17 protein-coding genes and 1 tRNA gene are annotated in these 18,148 nt (G+C 73.3%); 9 read left to right on the top strand and 9 right to left on the bottom strand.

Annotation, left to right across the window (positions count from 1 at the left end):
- Positions 1-97 precede the first annotated feature (97 nt).
- Positions 98-1,639, top strand: a complete 1,542-nt coding sequence (locus FB474_RS14110; protein ID WP_141789225.1) for an alkaline phosphatase family protein — start codon at positions 98-100, stop codon at positions 1,637-1,639.
- On the opposite strand, the gene FB474_RS14105 is transcribed toward FB474_RS14110, so the two are convergent.
- From FB474_RS14105 to FB474_RS14095, 3 genes are all read right to left on the bottom strand, one after another.
- Positions 1,603-2,178, bottom strand: a complete 576-nt coding sequence (locus tag FB474_RS14105) for a GNAT family N-acetyltransferase (protein ID WP_141789224.1) — start codon at positions 2,176-2,178, stop codon at positions 1,603-1,605. The genes FB474_RS14110 and FB474_RS14105 overlap by 37 nt on opposite strands.
- A 113-nt stretch (positions 2,179-2,291) precedes the next feature.
- Positions 2,292-2,912, bottom strand: coding sequence for a hypothetical protein (locus FB474_RS14100; protein ID WP_141789223.1), 621 nt, complete (start codon positions 2,910-2,912; stop codon positions 2,292-2,294).
- Positions 2,909-4,633 carry a lamin tail domain-containing protein gene (locus FB474_RS14095; RefSeq protein ID WP_141789222.1) on the bottom strand — a complete coding sequence of 575 codons (1,725 nt, stop codon included), beginning with the start codon at positions 4,631-4,633 and terminating at the stop codon, positions 2,909-2,911. The genes FB474_RS14100 and FB474_RS14095 overlap by 4 nt, the downstream gene beginning before the upstream one ends.
- 210 nt (positions 4,634-4,843) lie before the next feature.
- On the opposite strand from FB474_RS14095, the gene FB474_RS14090 reads away from it, so the two are divergent.
- Positions 4,844-5,026: a hypothetical protein gene (locus FB474_RS14090; protein ID WP_141789221.1), complete on the top strand. Its 183-nt coding sequence runs from the start codon at positions 4,844-4,846 to the stop codon at positions 5,024-5,026.
- 35 nt (positions 5,027-5,061) lie between these two features.
- Here the strand turns inward: FB474_RS14090 and FB474_RS14085 are convergent, their stop codons facing one another.
- The 3 genes from FB474_RS14085 to FB474_RS14075 all read right to left on the bottom strand — a co-directional run bounded on the left by FB474_RS14085 (position 5,062) and on the right by FB474_RS14075 (position 7,809).
- A complete protein-coding gene (locus tag FB474_RS14085) occupies positions 5,062-6,390 on the bottom strand; it encodes an ABC1 kinase family protein (protein ID WP_141789220.1) in 1,329 nt (442 codons plus the stop codon).
- A 10-nt stretch (positions 6,391-6,400) separates the two neighbouring features.
- The gene (locus FB474_RS14080) at positions 6,401-7,447 is read right to left on the bottom strand and encodes a hypothetical protein (RefSeq protein WP_141789219.1); all 1,047 of its coding nucleotides are present in this window, start codon (positions 7,445-7,447) and stop codon (positions 6,401-6,403) included.
- A 197-nt stretch (positions 7,448-7,644) separates the two neighbouring features.
- Positions 7,645-7,809, bottom strand: coding sequence for a DUF5679 domain-containing protein (locus FB474_RS14075; RefSeq protein ID WP_141789218.1), 165 nt, complete (start codon positions 7,807-7,809; stop codon positions 7,645-7,647).
- Between the two features lie 136 nt (positions 7,810-7,945).
- On the opposite strand from FB474_RS14075, the gene FB474_RS14070 reads away from it, so the two are divergent.
- Together FB474_RS14070 and FB474_RS14065 are read left to right on the top strand one after the other, a co-directional pair.
- Positions 7,946-8,770 carry an enoyl-CoA hydratase/isomerase family protein gene (locus FB474_RS14070; RefSeq protein WP_141789217.1) on the top strand — a complete coding sequence of 275 codons (825 nt, stop codon included), beginning with the start codon at positions 7,946-7,948 and terminating at the stop codon, positions 8,768-8,770.
- A gap of 112 nt (positions 8,771-8,882) precedes the next feature.
- The gene (locus FB474_RS14065; protein ID WP_141789216.1) at positions 8,883-9,422 is read left to right on the top strand and encodes a M48 metallopeptidase family protein; all 540 of its coding nucleotides are present in this window, start codon (positions 8,883-8,885) and stop codon (positions 9,420-9,422) included.
- Here the strand turns inward: FB474_RS14065 and FB474_RS14060 are convergent.
- Positions 9,415-9,990 (bottom strand): NUDIX hydrolase, encoded by a 576-nt coding sequence (locus FB474_RS14060; protein ID WP_246092190.1) that lies wholly within the window; start codon positions 9,988-9,990, stop codon positions 9,415-9,417. The two genes, FB474_RS14065 and FB474_RS14060, sit on opposite strands and share 8 nt — an antisense overlap.
- A complete protein-coding gene (locus FB474_RS14055) occupies positions 9,987-11,411 on the bottom strand; it encodes a zinc-dependent metalloprotease (protein WP_246092189.1) in 1,425 nt (474 codons plus the stop codon). Before FB474_RS14055 ends, FB474_RS14060 begins: the two co-directional genes overlap by 4 nt.
- A 116-nt stretch (positions 11,412-11,527) precedes the next feature.
- On the opposite strand from FB474_RS14055, the gene FB474_RS14050 reads away from it, so the two are divergent.
- Genes FB474_RS14050 through FB474_RS14040 form a run of 3 tightly spaced genes read left to right on the top strand, consistent with a single transcriptional unit; the run spans position 11,528 to position 14,138 of the window.
- Positions 11,528-12,589 carry an NAD-dependent epimerase/dehydratase family protein gene (locus tag FB474_RS14050; protein ID WP_221632540.1) on the top strand — a complete coding sequence of 354 codons (1,062 nt, stop codon included), beginning with the start codon at positions 11,528-11,530 and terminating at the stop codon, positions 12,587-12,589.
- The gene (locus FB474_RS14045; protein ID WP_141789214.1) at positions 12,586-13,035 is read left to right on the top strand and encodes a molybdenum cofactor biosynthesis protein MoaE; all 450 of its coding nucleotides are present in this window, start codon (positions 12,586-12,588) and stop codon (positions 13,033-13,035) included. Before FB474_RS14050 ends, FB474_RS14045 begins: the two co-directional genes overlap by 4 nt.
- Positions 13,032-14,138 (top strand): YlbL family protein, encoded by a 1,107-nt coding sequence (locus FB474_RS14040; protein ID WP_246092188.1) that lies wholly within the window; start codon positions 13,032-13,034, stop codon positions 14,136-14,138. Before FB474_RS14045 ends, FB474_RS14040 begins: the two co-directional genes overlap by 4 nt.
- A gap of 27 nt (positions 14,139-14,165) precedes the next feature.
- Here FB474_RS14040 and FB474_RS14035 read toward each other — a convergent pair whose 3' ends face one another.
- Positions 14,166-14,717 carry a PPA1309 family protein gene (locus FB474_RS14035; protein ID WP_141789213.1) on the bottom strand — a complete coding sequence of 184 codons (552 nt, stop codon included), beginning with the start codon at positions 14,715-14,717 and terminating at the stop codon, positions 14,166-14,168.
- A gap of 129 nt (positions 14,718-14,846) precedes the next feature.
- Between FB474_RS14035 and FB474_RS14030 the strand changes: the two genes are divergently transcribed.
- Both FB474_RS14030 and FB474_RS14025 read left to right on the top strand, forming a co-directional pair.
- A complete protein-coding gene (locus FB474_RS14030) occupies positions 14,847-17,912 on the top strand; it encodes a UPF0182 family membrane protein (RefSeq protein ID WP_246092187.1) in 3,066 nt (1,021 codons plus the stop codon).
- Positions 17,913-17,963: 51 nt separating this feature from the next.
- Positions 17,964-18,040: transfer RNA gene (locus FB474_RS14025), tRNA-Met, on the top strand.
- Positions 18,041-18,148: the final 108 nt, after the last annotated feature.

Below are 18,148 nucleotides of genomic sequence, written 5' to 3'. Positions count from 1 at the left end.
CCGGAGGCGGGGACCACCAGGCCCATCAGGGCCGGGGTCCCCGCCTTCGTGGCGTACAGGGGGTGCGGCCGCCTGCCGGCGCCTAGAGTCGGGGACTGTGAGCCGACTCCACCCCGCTGAGCTGATCGCCCGCCGCGAGGACGCCGTCAAGGCCCTGAGCCAGCCCGACCTCGCCGCCGCCGTCGACCTGGTCGTGTGGGTCGAGCAGGGGACCGACGGGCCGGTGGCGCTCGCGGCCAACCACCTCGGCCGGGTCCGGCTGCACGCCGACGGGCGGCACGAGGTGCTCGAGGGCCAGGACCCGGTGCCCAGCGAGGACCCGATGGCGTTCCTCCCCTACGAGCTGGAGTGTGCCAACCCCGGGCCGGCGCGCTCGGTCGACAACGCGTACCCCTACGCGGCCGCGCGCATCCTGTCGCTGTTCGCCGACCCCACGCGCAGCCCCGACCTGGCCATCGTCCACACGCCCCGGCACTGGTTCCCCGACGAGGGCGGGCACCACGGTGAGCACGGCTCCCTAGACGTGATCCAGTCCCGGGCGCCGCTGGTGATGTCCGGCGTCGGCGTCCGGCGGCTGGGCCTCGTCGACGACCATGCGCGGCTCGTCGACGTCGGACCCACCCTGGCGGCGCTCGCCGGGGTGCCACCCGAGCAGCTGCACGACGCGCACGGTGAGCCGCTCGACGGGGGCGTGCTCACGGCATACCTGGAGGGGGAGCAGCCGCGCGAGCCGGTCGTCGTGGGCATGCTCTGGGACGGCGGGCACTGCGGTGAGCTGCTCGCCATGGCCGAGGCGGGGGAGCTGCCCGGCGTCGCGCGGCTCATCGACGCCGGCCTGGCGCTGCGCGGCGGGGCCGTGGCGCAGTTCCCCAGCATCACCCTCACCAACCACACCTCCATCCTCACCGGCCTCGGACCGGGGCGGCACGGCGTCTTGGGCAACGTCTTCTACGACCGGGAGACCGGCGAGCGGGTCGTGCCCAACGACGCCTCGACCTGGCACCGCAGCGGCGAGTGGCTGCGCCCGGCGGTGCGGACCGTCTTCGAGATGGTCTCCGAGGTCGTGCCGCCGCGGGACACCCCGCGCACGGCCTGCGTCGACGAGCCGATCGAGCGCGGCGCCGACTACTCGACCATGGCGGTGATCCGGGCCAGCGGCAGTGGCAACGGCGCCGCCGGGCTGGGCGAGCTGCTGCCCGACCCGCACGGGTCCGGGCACGTGCACGACCGGGCGCACCTCGACGACGGCTACTACTCCTGGGCCACCCAGGTCGACGACGTGGGCCTGCAGCAGATGACCCAGCTGTTCGCCGACCGCCGAGCGGCGCCGCGGTTCACCTGGTGGTCCAACGTGGTCACCGATGCAGGGCACCACGCCGGCGGCCCGCGCTCGGAGATCGCCCGCGCCTCGCTGCGCGACGCCGACGCCCGGCTGCGGGCGTTCCTGGCCCACCTCGACACGCTGGGCATGACCGACGACGTGACCTTCGTGCTGACCGCCGACCACGGCTTCGAGGCGGCCGACGAGGCGGTGACCGGGTCGTGGCGCCAGGCCCTGGACGACCTCGGCTTCCCCTACCGCGACGAGGGCCCCGGCTTCGTCTACCTGATGGCAGAGGAGGGCCCCGACCACTCCTGACGGGTCAGCCGGTAGAGCACGTGCCGGCGCAGCGGATGCCCGGCCGGCAGCGACGGGTGGTCGAAGTCCTCGGCCGGGTCGTGGCTCATCCCCAGCCGGGCCATCACGGCCCGGGAGCGGGCGTTGCCGACCGCGGTGAACGAGACGACCTGGGCCAGGCCGAGCGTGCCGAACCCCACCCGCAGGGCCGCCCGCGCGGCCTCGGTGGCGTAGCCGTGGCCCCAGGCGTCCCGGGCCAGGCGCCAGCCCACTTCGGTGCAGGGGGTGAAGGCGGCCTGGAACGAGGGGTTGGCCAGGCCCGCGTAGCCGATGAACTCGCCGGTGGCCTTGACCTCCAGCGCCCACAGGCCGTGGTCCTGCTCCTCCAGCCGCGCGGCGATCCGGTCGGCGAAGGCGTCGGACTCCTCGCGGGTCAGCGTGGCGGGGAAGTACTCCATGACCTCGGGGTCGGCGTTGAGCGCCGCGAACGGCTCACGGTCGGCCTCCTGCCAGCCCCGCAGCAGCAGCCGTGGCGTCCGGACCGTGGTCACCGAGGTCATCCCGGCACCGTACCGGGCCGGTCCTCCGCCGAGAGGGACGTTCCTGGGGGTTTGCGCCCGCGCAAACCCCCAGGAACGTCCCTCTCGGCGCAATCACGGGGATGGGGACGGGGTCAGTGGTGGTGGCTGCCGTGGTGGTCGGTCCGCGGGTCGGTGCCGTCCCCGCAGTCGGGCCCGGCGGGCGGGAGCTCGCGCACGTCCGCCCGGGGCACGAGCCCGGTGAGCGGCCGGGTCGCCACCGTGCGGACCCGCAGGGTGCCACCGGAGCCGACCCCGAGCACGACGGCCTGCGTGCCCGGTGCCAGGCGGCCCGGGGCGAAGCGCGGGGCACACGTCGGCGCCGGGCCGACGAGGTGCACGACACCGCGCAGGTGGAAGTCGTCCACCCAGCCGCGGGCCGAGGCGCCGTCGAGGGACTGCACCTCCTGCCACTGCCCGTCGGAGGCGACCACCCGTGCCAGCGTCCCGTCGGGCACGGAGGCCACGGTGCGGGTGCCCTGCACCGTCGCGCTCAGGGCCACGGCCGGCTCGGCCACCTCGCCGTGGTCGTCCCGCCCGCTCACCAGCACCAGGCGTCCGTCGCCTGCCGGGGGAGCCACCCGGTCCGCGGCGCGGCCGGGGCCTTGCGCTGCGGCCGTGCCGCACGCGCTGAGGGACAGGGCCGCCGCCGCGACCCCCGCCGCGGCGAGCGCGCGGCGGGGGAGACGGGCGGTGCGGGGCACGGCATACCTCACGGGCACGTCGTGGGGTTGGCGGTGCCCTTGGTGACGTTGGCGGAGATGGTGTTGCACCAGGCGCCCCCGTCGCCGCTGCGGTGGAACACCTTGTCGTACTGCGTCGAGGACAGGGTCCAGGAGTAGGTGTCGTAGACGGTCTCCGTGGTGCCCGAGACCGACAGGAAGCGGGCCGACTCGGCGCCGGTGTTGTTGAGGTAGCCCGAGCCCACGTCCATGACGTAGCGGCCGCCGGCCGGGATCACCGTGCCGGCCGGGATGGCCTTGGGGGCCCCGCCACCGCCGGCGACGTCGTCGACGTAGTAGCCGCTGACGTCCACGCTGCTCGTGGTCGGGTTGTAGAGCTCGATCCACTCGGTGCCGGTGCCCGAGGGCGCCATGAGCACCTCGTTGACCTTGACCTTCGTCGGGTCGCCGGTCGTGCCGCCACCGCCGGAGTCGCCGGTGACGTAGGTCCTCGTGCCGCCGTCGTAATCGACGGTGTAGCCGGCGCCGGTGTTGCTCGTGGCCAGGTGCACGGTGCCGTTGTGGTTGAACGTGCCGCTGTAGTCGATCGCCGCGCCGGTGGTGTCCGTGGTGTCGCACGGGTCGTTGGCCAGGAAGATGTCGGCGCCGACGGAGCGGTAGTTGTTCAGCGTCGCGTTGCCGGGGTGGCCGTAGGAGTTGACGCCGCAGGAGATGAACGTCGTCCGCGGGGTGAGCGCCTGCAGGTACTTCAGCGACGAGGAGTGCGCCGACCCGTGGTGGTTGGCGCGCACCGTGTCGACGTCGCCGATCTTGGGCGCGAGGCCGGCCTCGATGTCGTTGTAGGTGTAGCCGTTGGCGCTCGTGGAGTACTCACCGTCGCTGTCGCCGGCGGTGGCGTACTTGTACGGCCCGTAGGCGAACCGCACCGCGATCGAGTAGTCGTTCTCGCTCGGCGGCGTGGCGTCGGCGGTGTGGTCGCCGCTGACCGGGGTGACCCCGTCGGCCTGCTTGGTCCCGTAGGCGTTGGCGTTGAGGATCGAGGCCGTGGCGCCACCACCCATGTCGATCGTCGGCCACGGACCCGGGTTGGCCAGCCGCAGCACCTTGCCGTTGATGTTGGCCCGGTCCGCCTGTCCGGCCGGCCCGTACAGCCAGCAGATCCACCGGGTCGCGGTGGTCGAGGTCGTGCCGGCGTTGTGCCACGCGGTCTCGTTCGCGGGGGCGGTCGAGGTGCCGACCTCGCAGGACCCGTCGCCGTTGGCGTCGTTCCAGACCCCGCCGTCGTGGTCGATCAGCTGACCGACCTCGAAGCCCAGCCCGCCGCTGCCGGTCGGGGACAGCAGCTGCCAGATCCCGTTGCCGTAGGACTGGGTGTCGTTGGGGTTGCCGCTGTAGCCGATGTGGTCCAGGTGCTGGTGCGAGGCCATCACGTAGTCGAGATGCACCGGGCCGGAGGCGATCCCGCAGATGCTGCGGATCTGCGCGGCCACCTTGGTCGCGTTGGTGCTGGTGCCGGTGGAGTTCCACGCCGTCTCGCCGAGGTCGATGAGCATGGTCTTGCCGGTCGGCCCGACGATGAGCTGGGAGTCGCCCTGCTCGACGTCGAACCAGTACACGTTGAGCTCGCCCTGGCGCCAGGTGCCGGAGGTCGAGCAGGACGGGGCGGCGGCCTCGGCGCTGGGCGCGAGCGCGGCGCCGGTGGTGCTGATGAGGGCGGCCGCGAGCAGCGACAGGCCCATGCGGAGACGACTCATGGTCGTGCGGCTCCCGGGGGGAAGGAGGGGTGAGGGTGGCCGGTGGGCCGCACGCATCGTGGTCGAAAGATCGGTAAGCCGGGTCCCCGGTGCGGGTCAATTTCCGGTTCTTCCCCCAACCGTCACCGCCGCGCCCCCGGGCGCCGCCCGGTGTTCACCGCCGCGGGGTGGCGCCGCTCACCGGGGTCGCGCCGGGGTGACACTGGAGGCATGAGCGAGGACGCCGAGCCGATGGTGTGCGCCACCTGCGGTCGTCTGCCGGAGGAGGAGTCCGCGGCGCGGCTCACCTGGGCCCGCGGCCGGGAGGGCGACCGGGTGGTGTGGACCTGCGAGGAGTGCAGCCGCCGGCACCTGCGCAGCATCGAGGGCAAGCTCGACTCCGCCTGGTGGTGAGCCACCGGCTGAGACGCGGCCGGTGGTGAGGCGCGTCAGTCGTCGCCGAGGGGCGGCAGGTGCGCCTCGGGCAGCCAGTGGTCCAGCGTGGCCCGGCCGGCGACCTCGCCGTTGATCTGGCACAGCACGCCGATCCCGCCCATCCAGACGCGGTGGATGAGCAGATAGGCCGGCGGCAGGTTGAGCTTCATGCCGACGGTGAACTGGGGCCGGCGCGGGTCGTTGATGTACTGGAAGAGCCCGCGCAGCCAGGGCCGGCTGAAGGTGAAGGTGTCGGTGCGCAGCGGGGCGATGAACGGCTCGAGGTACTCCAGCAGGGCCTCGGCGTCGATCTCGATGGTCGACTTGACGAACCCGGTCTCGCGCAGCCCGCGCAGCACCGCCTCGGCGTCGCCGTCCAGCGCGTCGCAGAGCAGCTCGCCCATCTCCGGGGGCAGCCCGTCGGGCAGGTGGTTGACCGCGCCGAAGTCGATGATGCCGAGTCGGCCGTCCGGCAGCAGGCGGAAGTTGCCCGGGTGCGGGTCGGCGTGCAGCAGCCCCGCGCGCTGCGGCCCGGCGAGCAGGAACTCCAGGTAGAGCTGGGCGGCGGCGTCGCGCTGCTCCGGCGTGCCCTCGCTGATGATCCGGGACAGCGGCACGCCCTCGATCCACTCGCTGACGATGACGTGCTCGGAGTGGAACACCACATCGGGGATCGCGTACTCCGCGTCGTCCCGGAACGCCTTGGCGAACTGCGCCTGCGATGCCGCCTCGAGGCTGTAGTCGAGCTCCTCGGAGACGCGCTGCTTGAGCTCGTCCATGATCGGCTTGATGTCCAGACCGGGGATCCAGCTGCCGGCCACGCGCGCGACCCGGGACACCTGGTTGAGGTCGCTGATCAGCGCCGGGCCGGCCCCGGGGTACTGCACCTTGACGGCGACCTCGCGCCCGTCCTTCCACACCGCCCGGTGCACCTGGCCGATCGAGGCGGCCGCGGCCGGGGTGTCGTCGAAGGACTCGAACCGGCTGCGCCAGCGCGGCCCCATCTCCTTGGCCAGCACGCCGTGCACCACCGAGGCCGGCATCGGCGGCGCGGCGTCCTGCAGCCTCGTCAGGGTCGCGCGGTAGGGGCCGGCCAGGTCCTCGGGCATCGCCGCCTCGAAGATCGACAGCGCCTGCCCGAACTTCATCGCGCCGCCCTTGAGCTCGCCGAGCACCTTGAACAGCTGCTCCGCGGTGCGGGCCTGCACCTCGGCGGTCACCAGCTCGGCCGGCCGGCCACCGACCCGCTTGCCGAACCCGATCGCGGTGCGCCCGGCGAATCCCAGTGGCAGCGTGGCGAGCTTCGCTGTCCGGGTCACGGCCTTGCGGGGGAGATCGCTCACCCTGCCATTGTCACCCGGCGCCGGGAGTGCTCGCCTCCGCCCCTTGCAGGTGTGCCTGGACGGCCCCGCACCCGCACCGTGGATGGGCGCTCCAGCGCCGGTGCACGACGGTGGGCCAGGGCAGGCTCAGCTCGAGGGAGACGCCACGCGGCACGGCCCTGGCGTCGAGGTGGCTGTGCACGACGAGGGCGGCCAGCCCGGCGGCCGTGGCGGTGACACCGGTGGCCGCCTCGACCGGCCGGGCCCGGCCCACAGGCTGCGGCGGGGTGAGCTGGGCCAGCAGCCGCGGCCACTGCGGGTCGCGGTCGCTGCGGTCCAGGTCGCAGCACTGCAGGCAGGGGCCGCCCGGGCCGGCCACGAGGGGACCGACGAGCACGCGGTGGCCCTGGGCGACGACGGGCAGGTGCGGTATGCCGTGCCGCAGCCAGGGCGCGCCGGCCCCGGGGTCCAGTGCGCCGGCACCGAGCAGCACGACGAGGTCGGGCCGGTCCGGACCGTTGACCGCGGCGCCGGACCGGCCGGCGGGGCCGGACCGTCCCGCGGCGCGCAGGTCCAGCTCGAGGGCGTCCAGGGCGGCAGCGCCCGTGTCCACCCGGCCGATCCCGGCCCGGCGCAGCAGCAGCGCCAGCGACCGGGCCAGGGTGCCGTCGCCGCCGACGAGGACGTGCTGGCCCTGCCGGTCCGCGAGGGCGGCCCACCCGTCACCCACGCCGGGGTGGACGGCGGCCAGCGTGTCGGCGTCGGGGCCGAGGGCGGCCCACCGCGCCGCGCCGAGCGAGCTCAGGCAGGCGCGGTCGGTGGGTTGCTCGACCAGGAGGTCGAGGTCGCGCAGGGTGTCCAGCAACGCCTCCACCCGCTGCGGCGGGATGCCCGCGGCGGAGGCCTCGGCATACAGCAGGGTGTGCCCGGTGGTGCCGTCGAGCCGCTCCAGCCAGCGCACCTCGGCCTCGGTCAGGCCGTCGAGGACGGCGCCGGCGGGCGGGGCCAGGCCGAGCTGGACGGTGCCGGGGGCCCGCAGCAGCGGGCGGGCGTGGGACTTCAGTCGGGGGCGGCTCATCGGGCCTCCACGGGAGGGGCGGCGTCGGACGATTCCCCACGATGCCAACCGTCAGTGGTGGCAAACGGGGGTTTCCACAGCCAAACGACCGAAATGAGTATTCGCACGGGTGGGGCGGCCGGCCCCGGACATGCAGGCGGGCGGGACCGAGCCGATGCTCGTGGTCCCGCCCGCGGGCGAAGCTACCTGGGGGGCGCTCAGGCCTTGCCGAGGATGCGGTTGAGGTTGGTGCCACACACGGGGCACTTGCCCTTCGCCATGCGGCGGCCGTTCGTCTCGACGACGTTGCCCTCCGCCTCCCGCTTCTCCTTGCACTTGACGCAGTAGAACTCGCCCTTGTAGGTCTCGCCGGTCTCAGCCATGACTGAATGTCTCCTTGTAAGTTCCTGGCCGCTCTGTACGGCGCCGGACTGCGGCCACCCTAGACCAGCCTGAGCACGGAGTCCGGCATTGAGGGGTGTTTCCACGCACGGAACACCGCCTCACTACCCTCGGCGCATGAGCGAGCAGAGCTGGTGGGAGCGACCTTACGAGGACCTGCGGGTCGAGTGCCGGGAGGCCTCGGGGCGGCACGTCGCCGTCGTCACCTTCGACCTGCCCCAGCGGCGCAACTCCATGAGCGAGGCCATGACGGCCTCGTGGGTGCGCCTCGTGGCCGCCCTGCGCGAGGACCCCGACCTCGCCGCCGTCGTGGTCACGGGGGAGGGCAGCGCCTTCAACGCCGGCGGTGACCTGTCCTGGATCGTCTCCGAGCCCGACGCCCAGGTGGCCGACCTGCGCCGGCGGATGCTGGCCTTCTACCGCTCGTGGCTGTCCATCAAGACGCTCGAGGCGCCGGTGATCGCCGCGGTCAACGGCCACGCCATCGGGGCCGGGTTCGCGCTCGCGCTCGCCTGCGACATCCGCTACGTCGCCGAGACGGCGCGCCTGGGGGTGCCGTTCACCAGCCTGGGCCTGCACCCCGGCATGGCGACCACCTGGTCGCTGCCGAACGTGGCCGGTGCGGCGGTCGCGCGTGACCTGCTCCTGACCGGACGGATCGTCACCGGTGCCGAGGCGGTCGGCCTGGGCCTGGCCTCCCTGGCCGTCCCCGCGGACGAGGTCCTGGACCGGGCGGTGGAGGCGGCCGAGCGCGTGGCCGCGGCGGCGCCCATCGCGACACGGCTGACCGTGACGGCCCTGCGCGACGGCGGGCACGCGAGCTACGAGGACGCGCTGCAGTGGGAGGGCCTGGCGCAGGCGGTCACCCTCGCCACCGAGGACCTGCACGAGGGGATCGCGGCGGCCGCCGCCAAGCGGGCGCCGACCTTCCACGGCCGCTGACTCGTCGCTGAGCCGTCGCTGGACCCCGCTCCGGACGTCCGTCTGCCGGACATCTCGGGAGGAAACCCTCGAGTGCTCGGGTTTTCGTGCTCGTGTGACTTATGTTCACCTCATGGGGATGGACGAGGTGGAGGTCCGGCGCAGTCGTCGACGGCGCCGCACCGTCAGCGCCTACCGCGAGGACGGCCGCACGGTCGTACTCATCCCCGCACGTTTCAGCCCCGCCGAGGAACGACAGTGGGTGGCCACCATGGTCGGCCGACTCGAGGCCGGCGACCGCCGGCGCAGCCCCAGCGACGAGCAGCTGGCGCGCCGCGCGGCCGAGCTCGCCCAGCGCTACCTGGGGGGCCTGGCCAAGCCCACGAGCATCACGTGGGTGGGCAACCAGAACAGCCGGTGGGGGTCGTGCACGCCGGCCGACGGCTCGATCCGCATCTCCACCCGGCTCAAGGGCATGCCCTCGTGGGTGCTGGACTACGTGGTCCTGCACGAGCTGGCGCACCTGCTGCAGCCCGGGCACGGGCGGGAGTTCTGGTCGATGCTCAAGGCCTACCCACGCACCGACCGCGCCCGCGGCTACCTCGAGGGCGTCGCGGCCGCGGCCGGGCTGGCGCTCGACGCCGAGGACGACGTCGAGACCGACGTCAGCTGACCGGCAGGGCGGCCCGTGCCGCCGCGATGAGCCGGGGCAGCTCCTCCCCGGCGTCCGCGGGCAGCGCGTCGACCGGCCACCAGCGCACGTCGAGGGACTCCGCGCTCACCTCGTGGCCGCCGTCGCGCTCGGCCACCGCGGCGAACCGCAGGTCCAGGTGCTCACGGCAGCGGCCGAACGAGCCGACCAGGGTGTGCCGGTCCAGGTCCACCAGTTCGGGGTGCACCTCGAGGCCGGGCAGCCCGGACTCCTCCCGGCCCTCGCGGGTGGCCGCCGCGAGCACGGAGGCGTCGCCGGGCTCGTAGTGGCCACCGAACTGGAACCACTGGTGCGCCTTGCGGTGCAGCGTCAGCAGCACGTGCCCACCGGCGGGGTCGAGCACGAGGCAGCTGGCCGTCAGGTGCGCCGGCGGGCCCTGCTTGGCCATGGCGTCGGGGTGGGCGCGCAGGTGCGCGAGGAAGCTCTCGCGCCGCGCGTCCTGCCCCGGGGTCGGGGCGGTCCAGCCCTCCAGCAGCGAGGTCGCGTCCGCGTGCAGCCGCCGGTATGCCGGGTCCAGGCCGTGGCTCACCGGTCCTCTCCCGCGGGGCCCGCCGCCGGGCCGCCGGTGCCGCCCTCGCGCAGCATCGCCTCGAGCGCGGCGTCCATGTCGTCGCCCTCGCCGTGCGACCGGGAGCGCTCCACGAACCCCAGCGGGTCGTCGAGGTCGGCGGCGGTCGGTGCCACGTCGGGGTGGGCCCACGCGGCGTCGCGGGCGGTGGCACCGCCGCTGGCCTCCAGCGCGGCCCACAGGTTGGCCGCGTCGCGCAGCCGGCGGGGTCGCAGCTCCAGGCCGACCAGCTGGCTGAACAGCCGCTCTGCCGGCCCACCGGAGGCCCGGCGGCGGCGTACCGACTCCACCAGGGCGGCGGCGTGAGGCAGGTGGGGCCGGGTCGCCTGCTCGGTGACCACGTCGACCCAGCCCTCGACCAGGGCCAGGTAGGTCTCCAGCCGGGTCAGCGCCGCCTGCTGGGCGGCGCTCGGCTCGGGGGAGAACAGCCGGGAGCCGAGGGCCTCCTGCATCGCCTCGGGGTCGGCGGGGTCGATCTGCTGCATGGCCTCCTCGATGCCGGCCATGTCGAAGCTGATGTCGCGGGCGTAGGCCTGCACGGCCTCCACCAGCTGGGAGGCCAGCCACGGCACCTCGGCGAACAGGCGCACCCGGGCGGCCTCGCGCACGGCGAGGTAGATCCGCACCTCGGACTCCTCGACCTCCAGGCCCTCGGCGAACGCGGCGATGTTGGCCGGCAGCAGGGCGATGGCCTGGCCGGGGACGAGCGGGAGCCCGACCTCGGTCCCGGTGAGCAGGTCACCGGCCAACGCGCCGATCGCCTGCCCCGCCTGGGCGCTGAACATCGAGCTGCTCATGCGGGTGAGCATCGGCTCCATCTGGCCGAGCATCGCGGAGGGGTCCATGCCCGGCGGCAGGCCGGGCACCGTCCCGCCGGCCTCGCCGAGCTGGCTGCGCATCGCCTGGACGATGGCGTTGCTGACGCCGGCGGCGACCGGCTCGACGAGGCGCTGCCACACCGGCATCGTCTGCTCGACCCACTCGGCCCGGCTCCAGGCGCGGGCGACCGTGCTGCTGGCGGCGAAGTCGGTCACCGGGTCGAGCCACAGCTCGGCCACCGAGACCGCCTCCTCGGCCTGGCGCCGGGCGACCTCGCCGACGGTGGCGTCACCGGCCGCGGACACGGTCTGCCGGGCGATGTTGGTGGCCATCGCCGGGTCGAACGGGTCCGAGCTCCCGCCGGAGAACATGGCCTTCACCTGGGCGGTGAGCATTCCCATGGTGGCGGGGTCGAGCTTGTCGATGCCCATGGCGGACAGGGCCTGCTGCAGCTGGGGGTTGTCCGGGTTGGACAGGAACGACTGGAGCATCTGCTCCAGGTCCGGCTCGCCGTGGGGCTCCTCGGGATCGGGCTCGTGTGACGGGACAGGGGGATTGGACACGCGGGGCTCCTTGGCCTCCTGAGAGGATGTGGCTTCCTTCAGATAACCATGCGGAGGCCACAGTGAGTTCCCCCCGGGGCAGGGTTCGCTCTCGGCGCAAGGCATTGACCGTCGCGGTGGCCGGTGCCGCGTCGCCCGTCGGCGAGCAGGTGGTGCGCGCGTTCACCGCGCCCCCGCCCGACGGGCAGGCCCCGACGTTCGGCAAGGTCGTCGCGCTCGACGCCGAGCGCGGGGCGGCGGACGCCCACTGGCGGCTCGTCGACCTGGTCTCCCCGGCGCTGGCCAAGGCGCTGCGCGGGGTCGACGCCGTCGTCCACGTCGCCGCGAGCACCGACCTGGCCTCCGACCTCACCGTCTCGCCACGGACCAGGCGTGAGCGTGCCGTGCTCCAGGTGCAGACGCTGGTCACCGCGGCCGCGGCGGCCGGCGTCGCCCACCTGGTCGTGGTCACCAGCGCGATGAGCTACGGCGCCTCCCCGTCCAACCCGGTCCCGCTTGAGGAGGACGCCCCGCTGTCGGCGCAGCCCGACGAGGGCCTGGTCGGCGACCTGCTGGCCGTCGAGCACGTGCTGGAGACCGCGCGCACCGTCCACCCCGGCCTGACCGTGACCGTGGTGCGACCGGCCGCGCTGGTCGGTCCCGGCATCGACACGGTCCTGACCCGCCACTTCGAGGCGCCCCGGCTCCTCACGGTCAAGAGCGGCCGGCCGGCGTGGCAGTTCTGCCACGTCGAGGACCTGGCCCGGGCGCTCACCGTCGTCGTCGAGCAGCGGCTCGCCCCCGTGGTCACGGTGGGCTGTGTCGGCACCCTGACCCAGGAGGAGGTCGAGCAGGTCTCCGGGATGCGCCGGGTCGAGCTGAGCGACGCGGTCGCCCTCGGCACCGCCGAGCGGCTGCACCGGGTGGGCGTCCTGCCCACTCCCGCGAGCGACCTGGCCTATGCCATCTACCCTTGGGCCGTCTCGTCGGCGACCCTGACTGCTGCGGGGTGGGAGCCGACGCGCGACAACGCGGCCTGCCTCGCCGAGCTGGTGCACAGCATCAGGGGGCATCATGCGGTGGCGGCCCGGCGGATCGACCGCAAGGACGCCGCCCTGGGGGCGGCCAGTGCCGCCGTGGCCCTGGTGGGAACCGCGGCGATCATGCGGCGTCGACGTCGCAAGGGAGGTGGAGCGTGAGCAGGGTCAGTGGTGAGCCGGTCGGCGCGGCCGTGACGCTGGCGGACGTGCGCGAGCAGGCGCTGTCCGTCGACGAGGCGCTGACGGCGGTGCGCCACCCGCACGCCGGGGGGGTCGCCACGTTCGTCGGGGTGGTCCGTGACCACGACCACGGCCACGACGTGGCGTCGCTGGACTACTCCGCCCACCCCACCGCCGTCGACGTGCTGCGCCGCGTCGCCGAGGACGTGGCCGCGCGCCACGACGTGGTCCGCGTGGCCGCGGTGCACCGCACCGGTCACCTCGAGGTCGGCGACCTCGCCGTCGTGGTGGCCGTGAGCGCCGCCCACCGGGGCGCCGCGCTGGAGGCCTGCCGCGACCTCATCGACACGCTCAAGGGGACGGTCCCGATCTGGAAGCACCAGCTGTTCGCCGACGGCGCCGACGAGTGGGTGGGTATGCCGTGAGCGTCGCCCCCGAGCCCGGCTCCCGCCCCGCCCACACCGGGATCAGCCGCCGCACCGCCGGCTGGCTGGTCGCGGCCTTCCTCGTCCTCACGCTGGGCGCCGTCGCGAGCCTGGTCCACCTGCCCTACGCGATCCTCAAGCCCGGGCCGGCCTTCAACACCCTGGGCCGGGCCACCGACGGCAGGGACCTGATCTCGGTCAAGGACCGGGGCACCTTCCCGACCAGCGGGGCCCTCGACTTCACCACGGTGTCCGTCTACGGCGGGCCGGGCAACCCGGTCAACGCCTGGGACGTCCTCATCGGCTGGCTGGACCACTCCAGCGCCGTCCTGCCCGAGCAGGAGATCTTCCCCAAGGGCCAGACGAGCAAGCAGATCGAGTCGCAGAACCTGGCCGACATGACCGACTCCCAGCAGGTCGCAGTGGCGGTGGCGCTGCGCAACCTCGGGCTGACCGTGCCGCAGGTGGTCGGCGTGGCCCAGGTCCAGCCGGGCTCCCCGGCGGCCGCACAGCTGCGCACCGGCGACAAGCTGCTCACCGTCGACGGGGTCAAGGTCACCGACGGCGCCGGCATCCGCGAGGCCATCCAGAAGCACAAGCCGGGCGAGTCCGTCCGGCTCACCGTGCGGCGCAAGAGCGAGGTGCTCACCCTGGACGTGCCGACCAAGGCCGCCGGCGGGCGCACCGTCCTCGGGATCGTCCTGCAGACGACCTTCGACCTGCCGGTGAACGTCGTCATCGACGCCGGTGACGTGGGCGGGCCGTCAGCTGGCCTGATGTTCTCCCTCGGCGTCTACGACAAGCTCAGCCCGGGGGCGCTGACCGGAGGCCAGCAGATCGCCGGCACCGGCACGCTGGCCCCGGACGAGCAGGTCGGCCCGATCGGGGGCATCGCCCAGAAGATGGTCGGGGCCCGCCGCGACGGCGCACGCTGGTTCCTCGCCCCGGCGGACAACTGCAACGAGGTCGTCGGGCACGTCCCCGACGGGCTCACCGTGGTGCGGGTCGGGACGTTCAGCCAGGCCCGCGACGCCGTGGAGTCGATCGCGGCGCACCAGACCGGCAACCTGCCGCACTGCACGGCGACCGCCGCCGCGCGCTGAGGCACGCGGCATACCGGGTCTGCGGGGTCAGTCCTCCAGCGAGGCGGCGAGGGCGTGCACCAGCCCGGGCGCGATGTCCGAGCCCATGGCGACCTTGTCGTCGGAGTCGTGCTCGCGCTGGCGCAGCAGGCAGGTGGACTCCCCGTCGCGGAGCACGGCGACGAGCAGGCGCACGTCCTTGCGCTCGGGGTGGGCGGCCAGGGCCTCGGTGGCCTGCTCGGGGTTGTCCGGCAGGTCGCGCTCGGCCTCCGGCGGCACGACGATCCGCTCCACGGCCAGGGCCACGCCGTCGACCTCCTCGGGCCAGGCGAGCCGGCCGAGCAGGGACTCCAGCGACGAGGTGTGGGGCAGGTTCTCCTGCTCGATGGCGGTGTAGCCGTCGGGGTCGTCGCCCTCCGGGACCTGGCCGCGCAGGTGCGGCTCGCGGGCCAGCAGGTCCTGGGTGCGCACCAGGGCGAACAGGCGCGGCGGCTGGTCCCACCCGGCGGAGGCCACGTGGCGCTCCGTCTCCACGGCCGAGGTCACGAGCGGGCTGAACACCGGTTGGAAGGCACTGGTCACGCGTCCATCGTCGCGCATGGCCCGCCAGGATGTGGATCGCGGGGTGGCACGGGGCGAACGGCCCGGGAACCGGGGGCGTCCTGAGTAAGTTGGACTCATGTCGGGCACGCGCGCACGAGCGCGGCCCCGGGTGAGATGGGCGTGCTGGTGAGTCATCGAGAATGGTTCGACCGCGGCGACGACGGTGGTTCGGGGGGATCCGGGCGTCCGACGGCGCCGCCGTTCCGGGTGCGCCGTCCGGGCCCGCTGGGCCCCACCCTGGCGATCCTCGTTGCCCTCGTCGTGCTCGTGCTCCTGGCCTCGCAGCTGTGGACCGAGGTGCTCTGGTTCGACAGCATCGGCTTCGAGCGGGTCTTCACCACCGAGCTGACCACCAAGATCCTGCTGTTCGTCGGGGGTGGCCTGGTGACCGCCGGGCTGGTCGCCTCCAGCCTGGTCATCGCCTACCGGCAGCGGCCGGTCTACGCCCCGGTCTCCCCGGAGCAGCAGAACCTCGACCACTACCGGGAGATGCTCGACCCGGTGCGCAAGCTGGGCACGATCGGCATACCGGTGGTGCTGGGCCTCTTCGCCGGGTCCGCGGCCGCGTCGATGTGGCAGACCTGGCTGCTGTGGGCCAACCGCGTGCCGTTCGGCAAGAAGGACGCCCAGTTCGGCCTGGACATCGGCTTCTTCGTCTTCACCCTGCCGTGGCTGCGCTTCCTCATCGGCTTCCTGACCATGGCGCTCGTGCTCGCCACGGCCGCCGCCGCGCTGACGCACTACGTCTACGGCGGGCTGCGGCTGCAGGGCCGCGGGGAGCGCACCACCACCGCCGCGCGGATCCACCTGTCGCTGCTGCTCGCCGCGCTGGTCCTGGTGCGCGCCGCGAGCTACTGGCTGGACCGCTACTCGCTGACCACCCAGGACTCCCGGCTGATCACCGGCATCACCTACACCGACGCCCACGCCGTCATGCCGACCAAGGCGATCCTGGCGGTGGCGGCCCTGATGTGCGCGGCGCTGTTCGTGGCGACGATCTGGACCAAGTCGTGGCGGCTGCCACTGGTCGGCGTCTCGCTGCTCGTGGTGTGCGCCGTGGTCGTCGGCGGCATCTACCCGGCGCTGGTGCAGAGCCTGAAGGTCAACCCGTCCCAGAAGTCCCTCGAGGCGCCCTACATCCAGCGCAACATCAAGGCCACCCGGGACGCCTTCGGGCTGACCTCGGCGCAGGTGCAGCCCTACCAGGCGGAGACGACGGTCTCCCAGGGGCAGCTGCGCAACGACGCCGACACCATCCCCGGCATCCGCCTGGTCGACCCGGCCATGGTGTCCCCGACGTTCAAGCAGCTGCAGGCGGTCAAGTCCTACTACCAGTTCCCGGACGCGCTCGACGTCGACCGCTACACCGTCAACGGCAAGCTCAACGACACGGTGATCGCGGTTCGTGAGCTCGACCTGGCCGGGGTGCCGGACTCCCAGCGCGGCTGGGTCAACGACCACACCGTCTACACCCACGGCTTCGGCGTGGTCGCCGCCTACGGCAACAAGCGCGGCGACGACGGCCAGCCGGTCTTCTTCGAGCAGAACATCCCGCCGAGCGGGGCGCTGGGCAGCTTCGAGCCCCGGGTCTACTTCGGGGAGTCCTCGCCGGACTACTCGATCGTCGGCGGCCCGGCCAACGGGCCCAAGCGCGAGCTCGACTACCCCGACTCCAGCGCCAACGGCCAGCAGAACACCACGTACTCCGGCAAGGGCGGCGTGGCGATCGGCTCGTTCCTGCGCCAGGCGGCCTATGCGATCAAGTACCGCGAGCTGAAGATCATGCTCTCGGACACGGTCAACAGCCAGTCGCGCATCCTCGACGACCGCACCCCTCGCGAGCGGGTGCAGAAGGTCGCCCCGTGGCTGACGCTCGACGGCAACCCCTACCCGGCGGTCATCGACGGCCGGATCCAGTGGATCGTCGACGGCTACACCACCTCGAGCAACTACCCCTACTCGCGGCTGCAGTCCATCGACAACGCCACCTCCGACTCGCTGACCTCGCGCTCGACCAGCGTCACCGCGCTGGAGCAGGGGCAGGTCAACTACATCCGCAACTCGGTCAAGGCCACCGTCGACGCGTATGACGGGTCGGTCCACCTCTACGCGTGGGACAACCAGGACCCGCTGCTCAAGGCGTGGTCCAAGGCGTTCCCGGGGACGATCGAGCCGATGAGCGCGATCAGTGGCTCGCTCATGGCGCACCTGCGCTACCCCGAGGACCTGTTCAAGGTGCAGCGCCTGATGCTGGCCCGCTACCACGTCACCGACGCCGGCTCGTTCTACGGCGGCCAGGACTTCTGGCGGGTGCCGTCCGACCCGACGCAGGAGCAGAAGGTCGTCGACCAGCCGCCGTACTACCTCAGCGTGGCGATGCCCGGGCAGAGCTCGCCGGCGTTCTCACTGACGACGACGTTCATGCCGCAGGGCGACCGGCAGGTCCTGGCCGGGTTCATGGCGGTCGACTCCGACGCCGGGAGCACCACCGGCCAGCGGCGCGCCGGCTATGGCGCGATGCGGCTGCTGGAGCTGCCGCGGGACACCACGGTGCGCGGACCGGGACAGGTGCAGAACGACATCGAGTCCTCCAACATCGGCTCGCCGCGGTTCACCCAGACGCTGTCGCAGTTCCTGTCGCTCAACCGGCAGGGCGGCTCCCACGTCGACCTGGGCAACCTGCTGACCTTGCCCGTCGGTGGCGGCCTGCTCTACGTCGAGCCGATCTACGTCAGCGGCACCGCCGGCTCGTCCTACCCGCTGTCGCGGGTCGTCGTGGTCGCGTTCGGGGACAAGCTGGCCTGGTCGGACACCCTCACCGGCGCACTCGACGGCCTCTTCGGCGGCAACGCCGGTGCCGTGGCCGGCGACTCCGGGTCTGGTGGCACCACCACGCCCCCGAGCGCCGGCTCCACCGGGCCGGGCAGCACCGGGTCCTCGACCGCGCTGGCCAAGGCGCTCGCCGATGCCCAGCGGGCATATGCCGCGGGCCAGGACGCGCTCAAGAAGGGCGACTTCGCGGCGTACGGGCAGGCGCAGAAGGACCTGCAGGACGCGATCGCCCGCGCCGTCGCCGCCCAGCCCAAGGGTGGGTCGGTCACGGTCACGCCGTCGCCGTCGCCGTCGGCCTCCGCGTCACCGTCCCCGTCGGCCACGGCCAACCCGTCCGGGACGGCCACAGGCGCCGGCTGAGCAGGCGATTTGCCCCGGCCGCACCGCCTCGCGTAATGTTCAGTTCACCGACGCGGGGTGGAGCAGCTCGGTAGCTCGCCGGGCTCATAACCCGGAGGTCGCAGGTTCAAATCCTGCCCCCGCTACCAAACGCGTCAGCGACAGAAGCTTCGGCTTCTGATGACAGAAGGCCCGGTCCAAGACACTTGGACCGGGCCTTCTGCTGTGTCCGGGGCCGTCGACGAGCTCATGTGCCC

The sequence above is a fragment of the Oryzihumus leptocrescens genome (assembly GCF_006716205.1).
GTDB classification, from domain to species: domain Bacteria; phylum Actinomycetota; class Actinomycetes; order Actinomycetales; family Dermatophilaceae; genus Oryzihumus; species Oryzihumus leptocrescens.
This window is presented reverse-complemented; position numbering and strand designations above follow the sequence as displayed.